A 17178-nucleotide genomic window follows, 5' to 3' on the forward strand; every position below is an offset into this window, starting at 1 on the left:
AGATGAGGATAAAGAAAAAGCTGTAAAAAGACAATAAAGTTATTTAATTTTTAAAACCTAACATATGATACCGTCGTTCTAATTTAGGACGACGGTATCATATGTTAGGTTTAATTTTCGATATAAGATACTTCACTGTGCTCAAAAATATAACAATACAGTCTTGTAAAAATCTAAAATTTATTCATCACTAACGTCCCACAATGGAAAGTTATTTCTTAAAATTCTATATAAAAAGGATGTTGGTTTTCATCCAAACTGTATTCAATTCTTTGTCTGAAATTCATAAAATTCACCATTTCTAATGCCTGCTCAATAGGATAGAACCCTACTTCCAAACTTTCTGGTGTAGTCGTTAATTTACCGCCAACTGGTCTAGCTAAAAACAACGTATTGCATATTGAATGATTCACATTTTGGAATACTCCACAAAACTTTAAAACCTCAATATCAATACCTGTTTCCTCTTTAGTTTCCCTTATTGCAGCATCTTTCAAAGACTCTCCTTCTTCAACTTGTCCACCTGGCATTTCCCACCCTCTTCTAGGTCCCTTGATTAATAGGATTTCTTTTTGTTCATTCATTACAATTGTCGCTGCTGAAACTATATGTTTTGGCGGTGAATAAATATTTTGTGTACTTTGTTCCAAATGAAATTCCCCATTTCTATAAACCTAGTATATTCATCTTTATACAGCAATCTTGTTCTTTTTTTGTGATAACTTACTATTTCGAAATGAACCATCCAATCCCCTTCCTTATTCCATAATATGGACCGATTATTAAACAACATAACTAGCGTCTTATCTCTGTACAAGTACACGCTCCTTTATAATTTTAATCCAATTCCTCTCTCTTTATTAGCCAGAAAAATTAGAATAATACAAATAAAAAACTTTAGAATTTTCTTATTTTAAAACAGTAGACAAAATTCCAAAAATTGTGTTAGAATTTGTTTCAATATCATATTGCTTGTTAACTTCCTTTCAAAAGGAAAATAGGTACACGAACATTTCGTTTCGTGTTTAAAAGGGAAGATTGGTGAAACTCCAACACGGTCCCGCCACTGTAAATGCTGAGATTTCTTTTTTAGTGCCACTGTGAAAACGGGAAGGTGAAAGAAATTATGTGAAGCATAAGTCAGGAGACCTGCCTGTTTTAACAACACTGATAGATTCACGGATGATGATGAGGTGTTAAAACAAAAAGGAAGGCTTATTTTCTATGCCTTTGTGCTTTTTGTTATAGGTATTTCCTAGTAAACGGAAATGCTTACTTTCAATTAGGGAGGAATTTGAAATGGCAATTCAAACAAGTAACTTAGGTTATCCACGTATCGGACTACAACGAGAGTGGAAAAAAACACTGGAAGCTTTTTGGTCCAATAAAATTGATGAAGAACAATTTTTAACAACGATGAAAGAAATTCGCCTTCAACACGTAAAAGTACAGCAAGAAAAAGGGATTGAACTCATTCCAATTGGCGACTTTACATATTATGATCACGTTTTGGATACTGCTTATATGCTAGGATTTATCCCATCACGTTTTTCTGAGTTTACATCTTATCTTGATGTATATTTCGCAATGGCACGTGGCTCTAAAGATCACGTAGCTTCCGAAATGACAAAATGGTTTAATACAAACTATCATTATATCGTTCCTGAATATGAAGAGGGATTACAAATCTCTTTAAAAGATAATCGTCCACTTCGCTTATATGAAGAGGTAAAACAAGAATTAGGAGTAGATGGAAAACCTGTTATTTTAGGACCATACACCTTCTTGAAATTAGCTAAAGGCTATACACAAGAGCAATTTGCTACTATTTTAAAACAGTTAGTTGCACCTTACGTACAACTACTTTCAGAACTACATGCAGCTGGTGCACAAGTCATTCAAGTTGATGAACCAATTTTCGCTTCTTTAACGAAAGAAGAAATTCAACAAGCAAAAGAAATTTATGAAGCTATTCGTAAAGAAGTTCCAAATGCGACTCTTCTTTTACAAACATATTTTGATAGTGTAGAAGAAAACTATGAAGAAATTATTACATTCCCTGTATCAGGTATTGGATTAGATTTCATTCATGGTAAAGAAGGAAATCTAAATGCTATTTCAAAATATGGATTCCCAGCTGATAAAACTTTAGCTGTTGGTTGTATAGATGGCCGTAACATTTGGAGAGCCGATCTTGATGAAGTTCTTACGTTATTTACAACGTTACAAAAACAAGTCCAAACGAAAGATTTCATTGTTCAGCCTTCTTGTAGCTTATTGCATACACCAATCGATAAAACAGAAGAAACTCACTTATCGACTGAGCTATTTGATGCGTTAGCATTTGCAAATCAAAAATTAGAAGAGTTAGTTCTTATTCATTCCGCTCTGACTCAAGGTACAGAAAGCATTAATAAAGAGCTAGAAGCGTATCGCAATGTACATCATACAATTCGTTCATCTGCTGCACGTAACCGAGAAGATGTTAAAGCAGCACGGACAGCACTAAAAGAAGAAGATTTTTCACGTCCTCTTCCATTTGAAAAACGATATGAATTACAACAAGTTGCCCTAGAGTTACCGCTGTTACCAACGACAACTATCGGTAGCTTCCCGCAAACAACTGAAGTTCGTCAAACACGAAAAGAATGGCGTAACGGCGTTATTTCAAACGAACAATATGAAAAATTTATTGAAAAAGAGACAGAAAAATGGATTCGTTACCAAGAAGAAATTGGTCTTGATGTTCTTGTTCATGGCGAGTTTGAAAGAACTGACATGGTTGAATATTTTGGTGAGCGCCTTGCTGGTTTCTCATTTACTAAAAACGGTTGGGTACAATCATACGGTTCCCGTTGCGTAAAACCACCTGTTATTTATGGTGATGTGGCCTTTATTAACGGCATGACTATTAAGGAAACAGTTTATGCACAAAGCTTAACAGAGAAAGTTGTAAAAGGAATGTTAACTGGTCCTGTTACGATTTTAAATTGGTCCTTCGTTCGAAATGACATTCCAAGAAAAGAAGTTTCGTATCAAATTGCATTAGCTCTTCGTCACGAAATTGAACTACTTGAATCTTCCGGAATTCGAGTAATTCAAGTCGATGAGCCAGCACTTCGTGAAGGTATGCCACTAAAAGAAAAAGATTGGGACGCTTATATTACATGGGCAGTACAATCCTTCCTTTTAGCAACTTCTTCTGTAGCAAACGAAACACAAATTCATACTCATATGTGTTACAGTAACTTCGAAGATATCGTTGACGCGATTCGCGCATTAGATGCAGATGTCATTTCTATCGAAACATCAAGAAGTCACGGAGAATTTATTGATACATTAAAACATACAACATATGAAAAAGGCATCGGTCTAGGTGTATATGATATTCATAGCCCACGTGTACCGAGCAAAGATGAAATGTATAAAATCGTAGAACAATCTTTAAAAGTATGCGACCCTAAATATTTCTGGATTAATCCTGATTGTGGTTTAAAAACGAGAAGAACAGAAGAAGTTATTCCAGCTTTAGAGCACATGGTGCAAGCAGCGAAAGATGCTCGTTCCCTACTAAAAACAAACGCATAACAAAAATGGGTTATCCTCAAAAAGGATAACCCATTTTTATTCTTTACTTTCAAAAAAGAATTCGTATTGTATTTTATATAATTCATCATCCGTCGGTTCTTCAAGAGGAGTTGCTTGTAAGACAACTGTATACTCACCATTTGGAATAGGGATTTGAAATTTATTTGAAAGTATACTCGTTACAACGATACATTCATTTTCAACTGTAAAAGGAACTGTAACCGTTCTAACCACTTCTTCTTTCTCAATATGTTTCCCGCAAGTTACTTTTATTTCACAAGTATAATCAGAAAGTGCTTCAAAAATAACAGTTCCATCCGCCTTCGCATAACCTCTTTCAAAATCTTCATCCGTCCAGTCAACGTAAGGCTGTTCACCGTCATAGTTCATCAACATTAATTGCGAATACGAAATTGTTAACTCCATCGTTCCCCTTCTCCTTCATTATGAAATATACAACTACTACTTTACGTCAAATTTCACACGCGTACCATCTGGGTATTTATCTAGCTTATTCCCTACCCAAGACCCCGCTCCGCGGTTATCTGCTGGACTTATATATTCGATATGTGCTCCTTTTCCGCCTTCTTTACACATCGCCATTGGCCATTCATCACGATCATACCCTTTTTTTGATGGGTATGGAGCTAACGATAATTTTCTTCTATCCGCAGCACCACCACGGTCAATTGTACAAACTTCTGAATGTCCTTCTTTTATCGCATCCGTAATATGTTTCCCGGTTTCTGGATATCTCTCTTTCGGAAATTCTAGAACTTGATCATACGCATTTGTTTTTTGGGTACTTGTTTCCTCTGGAACAAGTACTTCATAAACCGCTACTAAAATAGAAAGAATTGCAATAATTGAAATGATAATACCTTTTAATTGCTTCATGTATACCTCCATGATTCTACCAGTTTCTTTTCCTCAGTTATTATAACAAACTTCTCCTGTATATGTTTTCAGACATTATTTTAGCTCTTCTCCGCCATTCCGCCAAAAACTCTCATTTTTCTTCACCTTTTCACTAATGCTGTAGAAAACTAATAACCTTCCGACATTCTTTTTCAAAGGAAGTCCTCATAAAAGATTGAAATGATATATACGATACTTTTTGGGGAGGAAATATCATGGAAGCTATCTATAAAACGAAAGATGTCACGAATAAAACAGGCATCCCAAAACATATAGTTCGTAAATATAGTCAACTGTTAGAGGAACATGGTTATATGATTTCCAAAACAGCTGATGCCCGTATTTATAAACTGGATGATTTAAAACTATTGAAATCTATACATGAAAGAGCTGCTACATTGCAAGAAGATATTTCAGAAACGATACCAATTATTTTAAAAGAAAAAGAGACCCCACCTGTACCAATTATACAAGATAAGCAAGAAATACAACCAAAAGAAAAAGAAGATGGGCGTAACTTTGAGGAGTTCATGTTAAAACTTGAAATGCTCGCTCAATTAAATGAAGCAATTATTCATCAAAATTCTACCCTTATTACCCAAAATCGTTTAAAAGATGAAAAGCTAGATGAATTAATGCAACAAGTTTATGTAAAAGAAGGCTCTCAAGAAAAAATGCTACAAGAATTAGTGGATCATGCTGCTCAAACAGATGCCCTGCAGAAAGAAAAGATGGACTTATTAATGAATCATATGTATAAACGAGAATCTAAGCAAGAAGAAAAAATGAATAAACTCGTAAATCAAATTTATAACAAAGATAGTAATCGTGATGCACAACTTATGCAAGTTATTCGGGAAATTCAAGAAACAAAAAGAATGGTTGCTGCCTCAAAAGAGCAAGGATTCTTGCAATCATTTAGAAGCTTATTTAGCCGAACAAAACAAGAAAAAACAAATGAATAAACAATATAAAATAAAAAGTTACCTTTCAACGGTAACTTTTATTCCTTATTTCTTACAGCTGGCAATATAATAATCGCTTCAGTACCTTTCCCACTTTCGCTTTTATATTCCAGCGTACCATTATGCGCTTGTAAAATACTAAATGTTACCATAAGTCCTAATCCTGTTCCTTTTTCTTTTAAAGAATAATACGGTTGTCCCAGCCTTACTAACTGTTCTTTCGTCATTCCAACACCACTATCTTTAACTCTTATTACAATCGTTTCATCTTTTTGAATAGCCGTTACTTTTAAATATCCTTTATTTCCTTGAATTGCTTCAATACCATTTTTAACAACATTCATAATTGCTTGCTTTAATTTCGTCTTATCACCAATCGTATAAAGGCTTTCAGAAATCTCAACTTGCAAATATACACCTTGCATCGCTGCAAATGATGACATAAGTGTAGTCATTTCTATTAATTGTGCTGATAGACAAATGTGTTCCTTTTTCTCAATTTGTGGCCTTGCTAAATTCAAATAATCTGAAATAATTTGTTCTGCCCGGTCCAATTCGGCTAATACGAGACGCATATAATCCTTATTCTTCACATCTTCCGTACTTTCTAGCAATTGAATAAAACCACGAACAACAGTGAGCGGGTTTCGAACCTCATGTGCAACACTTGCTGCTAACTCACTTACAATATTAAGCTTTTCTGACTTTTGCATCTCTGTACGTAGTATTGCATTTTCATTTAAATATTCTGTTAAGTACACCTGAAATACCATTGTCATAACCATAATAAGCGAAGCAAATATATATCCGCTATATAGGTGTGAAATATGCGGTGTAAAGCCCGTTTCTAACAGAACGGTAATCATGCCAATTACTAAAGAAACAAGTACGTACAATGATGAAATCATAAATGCAAAAATTAGTTTCTTCTCCCTTGAAAACAGAGACCATTTCTTTGATAAAAATAATGGAACTATCAATAGAAATATTACTTCTATGATTGGAAGAAGGCTCATTCCCTTTAGCGCCCATTCATATGCAACAAAAATAACGGCCGGGACTAAACCAACAATCCCACCATATAGAAAACCACTAACAATCGGGATTGGGTGAAAGTTATACCCACAAGCGTCACCAAAACAAATAGAGTATGTCATGGAGAGAACGAGTGTAATACTGGATAAAAACATAATAAAGTAGCGGTTAGGCTTTGGAGGCATTTCTTGATAACGATTTAAACGAATCGCTTCATATAAAAATAGCGGCAAAATAATGATGGCAATTTGGATCATTAGATCACGGATCAGCTCCATAGCCTTTCATCCCCTATATGTATTTTGATATGATTATATCATTTTACGGGTTTATTTGTTTTAAAATTTTGATTTTTCTTAACATATTTGTTAATTCTTTGTTAACAACACATAATAATTGTTACAGATTTTCGAAATGAATGTAAACCCTGTACCAAATTTCTGCCCGGCAGTATACAATGAATACGGATTACAAAGAAAATAAAAAATACTTCATGAGACGGACAACTATAGCAAAATACAGCATATAATCCATACTATCTATGTTTACAAATAAGTGATCATTATTTTAGTAGGAGGAAGATAAATATGGCGGGTACTACGCTTGTTTTAAAAGAAGAAAATTTGGTCGTTCTAGAAAATGTTGAAAAATCAGTATATGAAGAATTACAGCACAAAACAGGAGAAGAAAATTGCACATGTGCTGTTAATGAATCAGTTGTTCACCTTGGCAAAGTATCCTCTGTACTTTGGAATGAAGATGAAATAGATTGGGAGTACGGATATTAAAAAGTCGCTTACAGCGGCTTTTTTTCTATTATCCCTCTTTTTCTACATAACATATACGCAAGCGAAATCATAGAAAATGTGATAAAATGAACTTAATTTTCAAACGGAAGAAAGGGAGATACAATGGAACAATTCATTAACCCTAGAGTGAAGGACATCCAAATTTCTGGAATCCGCCAATTCTCTAACATGATTCAAAACTATGATAATCTTATCTCTTTAACAATTGGTCAACCCGATTTTCCTACACCTTCTCTTGTAAAAGAAGCGGCAAAACGGGCTATTACAGAAAATTATACAAGCTATACACATAACGCTGGTTTACTAGAATTGCGCGAGGCAGCTTGTAACTTTGTAAAAGATAACTACGATTTACATTATTCACCTGAAAACGAAACCATCGTTACAATCGGTGCCAGTGAAGCAATTGATGTTGCATTCCGAACAATTTTAGAGCCAGGAACAGAAGTCATTTTACCTGCCCCTATTTATCCAGGATACGAACCGATTATTCGCTTATGCGGCGCTACACCTATTTTTATCGATGTTCGTGAAACTGGCTTCCGTTTAACAGCCGAAGTACTAGAAAGTGCTATTACTGAAAAAACAAGATGCGTCGTACTGCCGTATCCTTCTAATCCAACTGGTGTAACTTTATCGAAAGAAGAACTGCAAGATATTGTAGATGTTTTAAAAGATAAAAACATTTTCGTCCTTTCTGATGAAATTTATAGCGAACTTGTATATGAACAAACGCATACATCTATCGCTCATTTCCCAGAAATGCGTGAAAAGACTATCGTCATTAACGGTTTATCAAAATCTCACTCTATGACTGGCTGGCGTATCGGTCTATTATTTGCACCAAGCTATTTAGCTGGACATATATTAAAAGTTCATCAATACAACGTAACGTGCGCTACTTCAATCGCTCAATATGCTGCAATTGAAGCATTAACAGCTGCTAAAGATGCACCAAAAATGATGCGTCATCAATACAAAAAACGCCGTGATTACGTATATAATAGACTCATTCAAATGGGCTTAACAGTTGAAAAGCCAACAGGTGCATTTTACTTATTCCCATATGTTGGCCATTTAACATCTTCATCATTTGATTTTGCACTTGATCTTGTCAAAGAAGTTGGACTTGCCGTCGTTCCCGGAACAGCATTCTCTGAATATGGTGAAGGCTACCTTCGCTTGTCCTATGCATATAGTATTGAAACCTTAAAAGAAGGCTGTGACCGTTTAGAAACCTTTCTACAACAAAAAGCTAAGAGTTAAACTCTTAGCTTTTTTTATGCATAATGATCGCAAGTTTGACGCTTCAGTAATTTATGCGGAATAATGATACACTTTGCAGTAGACTCCGCATTCTCTACTTTATCAACTAAAGCTTTTGCTGCCTCATATCCTAGCTGGTATATATTCACATCAACTGTCGAAAGTGGCGGACTCGCAATTTCTGATAATAAAGCATTATTAAAGCTTACAATAGAAACATCCTTCGGTACAACGAATCCTTTTTTAGAAAGTGCACTTAACACACCAAGTCCAATTAAATCATCCGTTGCCACAATTGCTGTCGGCGGTTGCTTCAGCCCCATTAATTCCTCCACGGCTTGTTGACCACTTTCCCTCGAAAAATCAAAATGTAAAATATACTCTTTTGGTAATACAATGTCTGCTAATTTTAAAGCATCACTCATACCAGCCAAACGATCTCTCGTTACAAGTAAATCCGATCCACCGCCGATGAACGCAATTTGTTTATGACCTAATGAAATCAAATATTCTGCCACTTCTCTTGCAGCTGTATAATTGTCATTATCTACATATGTAATTTCATCTTTTCGATCATATGGTTTCCCAATTAAAACAAACGGGAAATTTTGTTTATGCAAATATTGAATAATCCGATCATTCTCTCTTGAATATAAAAGAATAATACCACCAATTTGACGTCCCTGCACCATCTTTACAACACCATTAAAAATTTCATCTTCCGTTTCACCTGTCGACATATACAGTGCATACCCTTCCACATGTGCAAATGAACTAATCCCTCTTATAACTTCTGGGAAAAACGGATTTTGAAAAGCTTTACTTGCAGAACTTGGCATAACAAGGCCAAGTGTTTTCGTCGTTTGATTAGCTAGATTTCTTGCGTTTAAATTGGGATGATACCCTAGTTCACTCATTACTTTCCGAACACGACGCTTTGTTTTTTCACTTATACTTGGATTATCAGCAATTACACGAGAAACGGTAGATGGTGCTACATTCGCCTTCTTCGCCACATCTTTAATTGTAACTGTCATAAAAATCCCCTCCTTTCACTTCTATGCCATTTTTTATATATTTTAATCTTGCACCCGTTGCAAGTAATAGGAGAAGTCATAAACTTTCATTGATTCTATCTTGCAAAACCTATCATATTCTCCCTCTCCATGTATTGTAAGGGATATAGCTCTTTTTTCCTATACTATAATATACTATTTATTTCACTTCTTTTCATATGTGATGTCAAATCTCTTTTCATCTCCCTATAATTTTTTTATAGGGAGATGAAAAGAAAAATGGGACATAATGTCCCATTTTTCATCCTTTCGTACCCCCAGCAGTTAAACCAGAGATAAAGTATTTTTGTAGTGATAGGAATAAAATTGAAATTGGGATTGCAATCAATACTGAACCCGCTGCAAACGTTGTAAATTCATTACCAAATTTCTTCGCTACCATTTCATATAATCCAACTGCTAAAGTATAATTTTCTGGTGTGCGCAAAATAATACTCGCTAAAATGAAATCTGTAAATGGACCGATGAAAGTGAATAGCGCTACAACTGCTACGATCGGCTTTGCAAGTGGCATAATGATTTGCCAAAAAATACGGAAATGTCCTGCCCCATCCATACGAGCTGACTCATCCAATTCTTTCGGAATCGTATCAAAATATCCCTTCATAAGCCATGTATTCATTGGGATTGCCCCGCCTACATAAATTAAAATTAATGCAAGGTGCGTATCAATTAATCCTGTTAACTGCGCTAATACATATAGAGCGATTAACGCTGCAAAGTTTGGAATCATTTGCAGAATTAAAAATGTTAATAAACCATTTTTTCTTCCAACAAAACGGTATCTTGAAAATGCATAAGCAGTAAAGCTAATTGCTAACACTGAGAAAATCATCGTTAAAACACTTACTTTTAATGTGTTTTTATACCATAGTAAATAATTACTATTCTCTAAATCTAATAACTTACGATAATGATCTAACGTTGCATTTTGCGGAATAATACTTGATCCTGATAAACTATCACCCGGATTAAATGATGAGCCAATAATCCATAATAACGGATAGAAAATGATGGCACACATTATGAAAATAACGAGATAACTTAATGAGAGACGTAACATCTTTTGTCTTTTAATATTCATTTACATCATATCCTCTTCTTGGAATGATTTTGTTCTCTTAAATTGCCATAACGCAACTGTAATAACGATTAACGATAAGATCATTGTAAGAGCTGCTGCTTTCCCGTACTGCGCTGAAGTCATCGTTAACTTATAAATCCATGAAATTAAAATATCCGTTCCACCTGCGTCTTGTCCAGCGACAGCAGGACCTCCGCCGTTAAATAGATAGATGATACTAAAGTTATTAAAGTTAAACGTATATTGCGTAATTAATATTGGTGCTGTTGCATATAGAACAAGTGGCAATGTAATTTTACGAAACTGTTGCCAAGCTGTAGCTCCGTCTACTGTAGCAGCTTCATATAATTCTCCTGGAATCGATTGCAATATACCTGTCGTCATTGCAAAGACGAACGGGAATCCAAGCCACGTTTGAATCATAATTAAAGCTACCTTCGCCCAAAATGGATCTGTCATCCAAGCAATCTTTTCAATTCCGAATAAAGCCAATACTTGATTGTTAATTGCTCCAAATGTCTCATTAAACATACCAGAGAAAACAAGAATAGATACGAATGCTGGGACCGCCCACGGTAAAATGAAGATTGTTCGAATAATTGCCTTCCCTTTAATACCAGGCTGATTTACGATAATCGCTAAGAAAATACCAAGTGCAACTTGTAATGTCGTTGCAACGAATGTCCAAATGACAGTCCAAGAAAATACACTTAAAAACGTCTCTCTCCACATCGGTAATGTAAAGATATCAATAAAGTTTTTAAACCCTACCCAATCTACTAGTTTAGCTGGAGGAGAATGATATAAATCATAGTTCGTAAATCCAATTAAAATTACGAAAATGATTGGGAATACAACTACAAAGATAAGTAATAGAAAACCCGGTGAAACCATTAAATATGGAAAACCTTGATCTAGTAAATTACGGTATTGCTCTTTTACAGAGTTTAACGGTGTTCCTATATCACGTTTCTTCCCGTTCTGGTATGCATCATATAAATTAAATCCATATATTCCGAGTCCAAACACGATGACGATGAGTGCTAAGATTCCTTCTACTAATAGAAAGACAGAATGGTCACGTGGAACTTCTGTACCAAGCGTTACAATTCCCCATAATCCCATATTTAATAAATCAGCAAAGGCTACAATAAATGAACCTGTTAATACTAGAAAAATAAGACCTTTTACAAATTGTTTATTATACATTTGGCCCACGCCTGGAATGATAGATAACATGGTTGCCATTTTCCTATGCTTTGAACCGTTTAAGCCGTTTGCTGGTTCCATAGATGTTTGCATGTCCCTTCCCCCTTTTTTCTGGGAGAGAATTCGTGCCCCTCATATTAGAGGCACGAATTTCACCTTATTTTTTCTTACTATGATTTGCCTCAATATTACCTTTAATTTGCTTCACTGCATTATCAAGCGCTGCTTTTGGTGCCTCTTTATCCGTAACAACTAATTGAAGCGCATCTCCAGCTGGTTTCCATACTTCTTGCATTTCTGGAATGTTCGGCATTGGAATTCCATTTTCAGATTGTGTCGCAACTGCTTTTGCAGCTTCATTATCTTTAATAATTGGATCTTCCATTACTGCTTTTACTGGAGGAATTTCTTTTGTTTTCTCAAATCGAATTTTTGCGTTTTCTTCATTCGTTACCCATTCAGTGAACTTTGTAGCTAAATCATTTTGTTTAGAGAAACTTGTTACATGCCATCCTTTAACCCCAACAAAAGTTTTCATTGGCTGACCATTTGGTAATTTCGGCATTGGGGCAACCCCATAATCAATTCCGTTCTTTTCCATCGCTTGGAATGCCCACGGTCCATTCATAATAGATGCTGCTTTTCCTTCATTAAATAGTCCATCAGCAGCAGGTCCACCAGATTCACCAATAATACCTTTCGGGAATAACTTTTCTTTGTACCATTTTTGAAGATATTCAGCACCTTGCACTGCTCCGCTATTATTTAATCCAACATCACTTGCATTTGGCTTTCCATCTTTTTCACCAAACACATAACCACCCATACCTGCCATGAATGCATTAGCAAAGTAGAAGTTATCTCCTAATGTTAAAAATCCGTACTTGCCATCCTTCGTAAATTCTTTTGAGAAGTTAAACAGCTCGTCCATCGTTTCTGGTGCTTTTGGCATTAATTTTTTATTGTAAATAAAGATTGGTGTCTCAATTGCTTTTGGTAAACCATATAATTTTCCGTTATATGTCTGTGCTTGTATTGATGAATCAGTAAATTTACTCTTTACAGCATCATCAGCTTTCACTTCAGAAAGTAAACCTTCTGTTACTGCGTTTCCAATTTGATCATGTGGTAATGTTACAACATCTGGTCCCGTCCCCGCTGGTCCATCAAGACGTAACTTCTTCACTTGATCTGTCATTTGCATTTCAACAACTTTTACTTTTACTTTATATTTTTCCTCAAAGCTTTTTACTGCTGGTTCTAAACCAACGCCTTTTTTATCATCTTCCCAAACAAGAAGATCATAGTCCTTCTTCGCTTTACTTTCCTCTTTTTTCCCCGAATCTTTCGGCCCACATGCAGATAACATACCAATTGATAATGCTGAAACCGTTAATAATGATAATGCTTTCTTCATCCCAAAAACCTCCCTAAATTGTATATGTACTTTAATAATTGAAAACGTTTGCATTGAATGGTTTAATAGAAGCGCAAACAATATCTCAATCTATGAAAACGTTTGCGCTATTTGTCTATCATTATACATTCTTTTATTCATTTTGCAAATATTAATTTAAAAATATTATTTACTATACTCTTTATACATTGACTTTATATGAAATGAATACTACTCTTATAAGCAATATTAAAGCTACGCAAAAAGCAATCGTTTGCAACATATGCTTTATTATTATACGTAAGGGAACAATATGTATGGAAATATTAAAGGGGGATTTTCTATATGCTTAAAGAAGCCATTTATCATAGGCCAAAAGATAATTATGCATACGCTTACGATGAAAAAACGATTCACATCCGAATACGTACTAAAAAAGACGATGTTCAAAGCGCCACTCTTATTTACGGTGATCCTTATGAATGGAAAGACGGGAAATGGATTACATCAAGTACACCGATGAAAAAAACTGGTTCTACTACATTGTTTGATTATTGGTCCATTTCCATTGAGCCAAAATTTAAGCGCTTACGTTATGGATTCGAATTAAAAAATGATACAGACACTCTTATTTATGCAGAGCGAGGCTTTTTTTCTACCATTCCAAACGATGACGTTGGTAACTTTTTCTGTTTTCCATTTATTCATGCAAATGATGTATTCAAAGCGCCTTCCTGGATTAAAGATACTGTTTGGTATCAAATTTTCCCAGAACGATTTGCAAATGGGGATCCTGCACTAAATCCAGAAAACGCCCTCCCTTGGGGCAGCGCTGAACCAACTCCAACTAATTTTTTCGGAGGAGATTTTGCTGGTATTATTCAAAACCTTGATTACCTTGTTAAGCTTGGAATTTCCGGAATATATTTCACACCTATTTTCAAAGCACATTCAAACCATAAATATGACACAATCGACTACATGGAAATCGACCCACAATTTGGCACAAAAGAAACTTTCAAAGAACTCGTTCAGGCATGTCATACACACGGTATAAAAGTAATGCTCGATGCCGTATTCAATCATAGTGGATACTTTTTCGATAAATTTCAAGACGTACTAGAAAACGGTGAGCAGTCAGCATATAAAGAGTGGTTCCATATTCATGAGTTCCCAATTAGAACTGAGCCACTTCCGAATTATGATACTTTCGCGTTTACACCGTATATGCCTAAATTAAATACAGCACACCCGGATGTAAAAGAATACTTACTTGAAGTAGGACGTTATTGGGTAAGAGAATTCAATATAGACGGTTGGCGCCTTGATGTGGCAAATGAAGTCGACCATAGCTTTTGGAGAGAATTCCGGAGTGAGATCAAGGCGTTAAATCCTGAAGTATATATTTTAGGCGAAATTTGGCACGATGCACTTCCATGGCTACAAGGGGATCAATTTGATGCTGTAATGAGCTATCCTGTTACAAATGCTCTACTGTCTTACTTCGCTAACAATTCCATTAAAGCAAATGAATTTATGAAACAAATTACAGAATCTCTACATTCCTACTCTATGAATGTAAATGAAGCAGCATTTCATTTATTAGACAGCCATGATACACCGAGAATATTGACAACATGTAATGGAGATAAAAATAAGTTAAAGTTACTTTATATATTCCATCTTTCTTTCATCGGCTCTCCTTGTATTTATTATGGAGACGAAATTGGCATGGACGGCGGTATGGATCCAGCTTGTCGCAAATGTATGGTTTGGGATACGAAAGAACAAGATCATCTATTATTTACACATGTACAAACATTAATTTCATTACGGAAGCAATATAAAGCATTTGGAGGACATGGTACTTTCCAATTTATCGAAGCAAATGATGAACATAATTATATTTCTTATACGAAAACATACGAAGATGAAACGATCTTTTTCGTTTTAAATCCGACTAATAGTGACATTACAGCTTCACTCCCTCTCCATGTTACTGGAAAGAAAATCATTAACATTTATACAAACGAAGAATTTTCAGCGGAAGCAAGTGTATTACAAGTTACACTTCCTCCATATGGATTCTCCATATTAAAATGGTAATCAAAAAAGCCTTATACCAAGTGGTATAAGGCTTTTTCTTATTTCAATTTGAATACCATCGCTTCATACGGACGTAATGTCATGTTATCTATCGATCCATTCTCTAGATCATAATTGTGTATAAATAACTCTGCTTCACTATAATTAATGTCCTCAGGCAATTCAAATACACATTCTTCCGCAGTAAAGTTTGCAATGACAAGAAGTTTTTCTTCTCCATATGTTCTTACGTATGCAAAAATAGAAGGGTTATTCTCTAATATTAAATCATATGATCCATACACAATAATCTCATTATTTTTACGTAACTCAATTAATTTTTTGTAGTAATAAAAAATTGAATCTTCGTCTTGGAGTGCTTGTTTCACATTAATCTCTTTATAGTTAGGATTTACAGTAATCCAAGGTTCACTTGTTGTAAATCCAGCGTGATTCTGATCATCCCACTGCATCGGAGTTCTAGCATTATCACGACCCTTTATATAAATAGATTCCATTACTTTTTCTATATCTTCACCATGGTCTATCACTTTTTCTTTATACATATTTAATGTTTCAATATCTCGATATTCATCAATAGATTCGAATCGAACGTTTGTCATTCCGATTTCTTCTCCTTGATAAATATATGGTGTTCCCTTCATCATATGGAGAACTGTCGCTAACATTTTTGCTGATTCAGTACGATAGATTCCATCATTACCAAAACGAGATACAACGCGAGGCTGATCATGGTTATTCCAATATAGACTATTCCATCCTGCATGCTCTAATGCTTTTTGCCACTTCGTTAAATTCTCTTTTAAAGTAAGGAGTGAACATGGTTTTACATCCCATTTTCCGCCTTCTCCTGAATCTAAATCCATATGTTCAAATTGGAATACCATCTGCAGTTCTTTTCGTTCTTCCCCGGTATACAATTTCGCTTCTTCTGTCGTTACACCAGGCATTTCACCAACCGTCATAATATCATAATGAGACAATACTTCTTCATTCATTTCATGTAAGTATTTATGAATGTTTGGACCGTTCATAAAATGCTTATGACCTGAAACATACCCCTCTTCTTCTGTTTCAACAGCCGGTAACCCCTCTTCTTTAGAAATAAAATTAATAACATCCATGCGGAAGCCATCAATTCCTTTTTCTAACCAAAACTTCATCATTTCATAAACATCTTGTCTTACCTTTTCATTATCCCAATTTAAATCTGGCTGTTTTTTAGAAAACAAATGTAAATAATATTCATCTGTCATTTCATCATACTGCCATGCTGATCCACTAAAGGCTGCTCCCCAGTTATTCGGCTCTTTTCCTTCTTGTCCAGGGCGCCATATATAGTAATCTCTATATTTATTATCTTTTGATTTACGTGATTCAATAAACCAATTATGTTCATCAGAAGTATGATTAACAACTAAGTCCATCATAAGTTTCATATTACGTTCATGCATTTCATGTAATAGCTCATCCCAATCTTCCATTGTTCCGAACTCATTCATAATTTTACAATAATCACTTATATCATAACCATTATCGTCATTTGGCGATTCATAGACTGGCGATAACCAAATTACATCAATTCCTAATTCTTTTAAGTAGTCTAACTTTGAAATAATACCACGAAGATCCCCGATACCATCACCATTACTATCCATAAAACTACGAGGATAAATTTGATATACTACACTTTCTTTCCACCACTGTTTTTCCATTATGCTACCCC

The 17178-nt window shown here is 35.0% G+C and carries 14 protein-coding genes and 1 riboswitch; of the genes, 5 read left to right on the plus strand and 9 right to left on the minus strand.

The annotated features are described in order from the left end of the window. Positions 1-218: 218 nt before the first annotated feature. Entirely contained in the window at positions 219-650 is a 432-nt protein-coding gene (locus DN390_RS10550) for an NUDIX hydrolase (protein ID WP_098198639.1), read from the minus strand. A 332-nt stretch (positions 651-982) separates the two neighbouring features. Then, positions 983-1171, plus strand: a riboswitch (cobalamin riboswitch). Between the two features lie 128 nt (positions 1172-1299). Between DN390_RS10550 and metE the strand changes: the two genes are divergently transcribed. Beyond that, complete coding sequence (gene metE / locus DN390_RS10555) at positions 1300-3588, plus strand: 5-methyltetrahydropteroyltriglutamate--homocysteine S-methyltransferase (RefSeq protein ID WP_147807300.1); 2289 nt, start codon at positions 1300-1302, stop codon at positions 3586-3588. Positions 3589-3624: 36 nt separating this feature from the next. Here metE and comJ read toward each other — a convergent pair whose 3' ends face one another. Together comJ and nucA are read right to left on the minus strand one after the other, a co-directional pair. Further along, positions 3625-4014, minus strand: coding sequence for a competence protein ComJ (gene comJ / locus DN390_RS10560; protein WP_060632097.1), 390 nt, complete (start codon positions 4012-4014; stop codon positions 3625-3627). Positions 4015-4050: 36 nt separating this feature from the next. Further along, positions 4051-4485 (minus strand): DNA-entry nuclease, encoded by a 435-nt coding sequence (nucA, locus tag DN390_RS10565; protein ID WP_060632098.1) that lies wholly within the window; start codon positions 4483-4485, stop codon positions 4051-4053. Positions 4486-4721: 236 nt separating this feature from the next. On the opposite strand from nucA, the gene DN390_RS10570 reads away from it, so the two are divergent. Further along, on the plus strand, positions 4722-5471 hold the full coding sequence (locus tag DN390_RS10570) for a DUF3967 domain-containing protein (RefSeq protein WP_147807301.1): 750 nt from the start codon (positions 4722-4724) through the stop codon (positions 5469-5471). Positions 5472-5509: 38 nt separating this feature from the next. Here DN390_RS10570 and kinB read toward each other — a convergent pair whose 3' ends face one another. Next, the gene (gene kinB / locus DN390_RS10575) at positions 5510-6784 is read right to left on the minus strand and encodes a sporulation sensor histidine kinase KinB (protein ID WP_147807302.1); all 1275 of its coding nucleotides are present in this window, start codon (positions 6782-6784) and stop codon (positions 5510-5512) included. Between the two features lie 309 nt (positions 6785-7093). On the opposite strand from kinB, the gene DN390_RS10580 reads away from it, so the two are divergent. Continuing rightward, a complete protein-coding gene (locus DN390_RS10580) occupies positions 7094-7294 on the plus strand; it encodes a hypothetical protein (RefSeq protein ID WP_000929285.1) in 201 nt (66 codons plus the stop codon). A 123-nt stretch (positions 7295-7417) separates the two neighbouring features. Next, positions 7418-8581: an aminotransferase A gene (locus DN390_RS10585; protein WP_147807303.1), complete on the plus strand. Its 1164-nt coding sequence runs from the start codon at positions 7418-7420 to the stop codon at positions 8579-8581. Positions 8582-8595: 14 nt separating this feature from the next. On the opposite strand, the gene malR is transcribed toward DN390_RS10585, so the two are convergent. From malR to DN390_RS10605, 4 genes are all read right to left on the minus strand, one after another. Continuing rightward, positions 8596-9618 (minus strand): maltose operon transcriptional repressor MalR, encoded by a 1023-nt coding sequence (gene malR / locus DN390_RS10590; RefSeq protein WP_048563246.1) that lies wholly within the window; start codon positions 9616-9618, stop codon positions 8596-8598. A gap of 280 nt (positions 9619-9898) precedes the next feature. Next, entirely contained in the window at positions 9899-10741 is an 843-nt protein-coding gene (gene malD, locus DN390_RS10595; protein WP_001022602.1) for a maltosaccharide ABC transporter permease MalD, read from the minus strand. After that, positions 10742-12043, minus strand: coding sequence for a maltosaccharide ABC transporter permease MalC (gene malC, locus DN390_RS10600; RefSeq protein WP_063223124.1), 1302 nt, complete (start codon positions 12041-12043; stop codon positions 10742-10744). It abuts the gene before it with no gap. Between the two features lie 64 nt (positions 12044-12107). Beyond that, positions 12108-13367 (minus strand): extracellular solute-binding protein, encoded by a 1260-nt coding sequence (locus DN390_RS10605; protein WP_060632104.1) that lies wholly within the window; start codon positions 13365-13367, stop codon positions 12108-12110. A gap of 324 nt (positions 13368-13691) precedes the next feature. On the opposite strand from DN390_RS10605, the gene DN390_RS10610 reads away from it, so the two are divergent. After that, on the plus strand, positions 13692-15452 hold the full coding sequence (locus DN390_RS10610; RefSeq protein ID WP_147807304.1) for an alpha-glycosidase: 1761 nt from the start codon (positions 13692-13694) through the stop codon (positions 15450-15452). 38 nt (positions 15453-15490) lie between these two features. Here the strand turns inward: DN390_RS10610 and malL are convergent, their stop codons facing one another. After that, positions 15491-17167, minus strand: coding sequence for an oligo-1,6-glucosidase (malL, locus tag DN390_RS10615; RefSeq protein ID WP_147807305.1), 1677 nt, complete (start codon positions 17165-17167; stop codon positions 15491-15493). Positions 17168-17178 lie beyond the last annotated feature (11 nt).

Source organism: Bacillus sp. SH7-1 (assembly GCF_008042405.1).
Lineage (GTDB): Bacteria > Bacillota > Bacilli > Bacillales > Bacillaceae_G > Bacillus_A > Bacillus_A thuringiensis_N.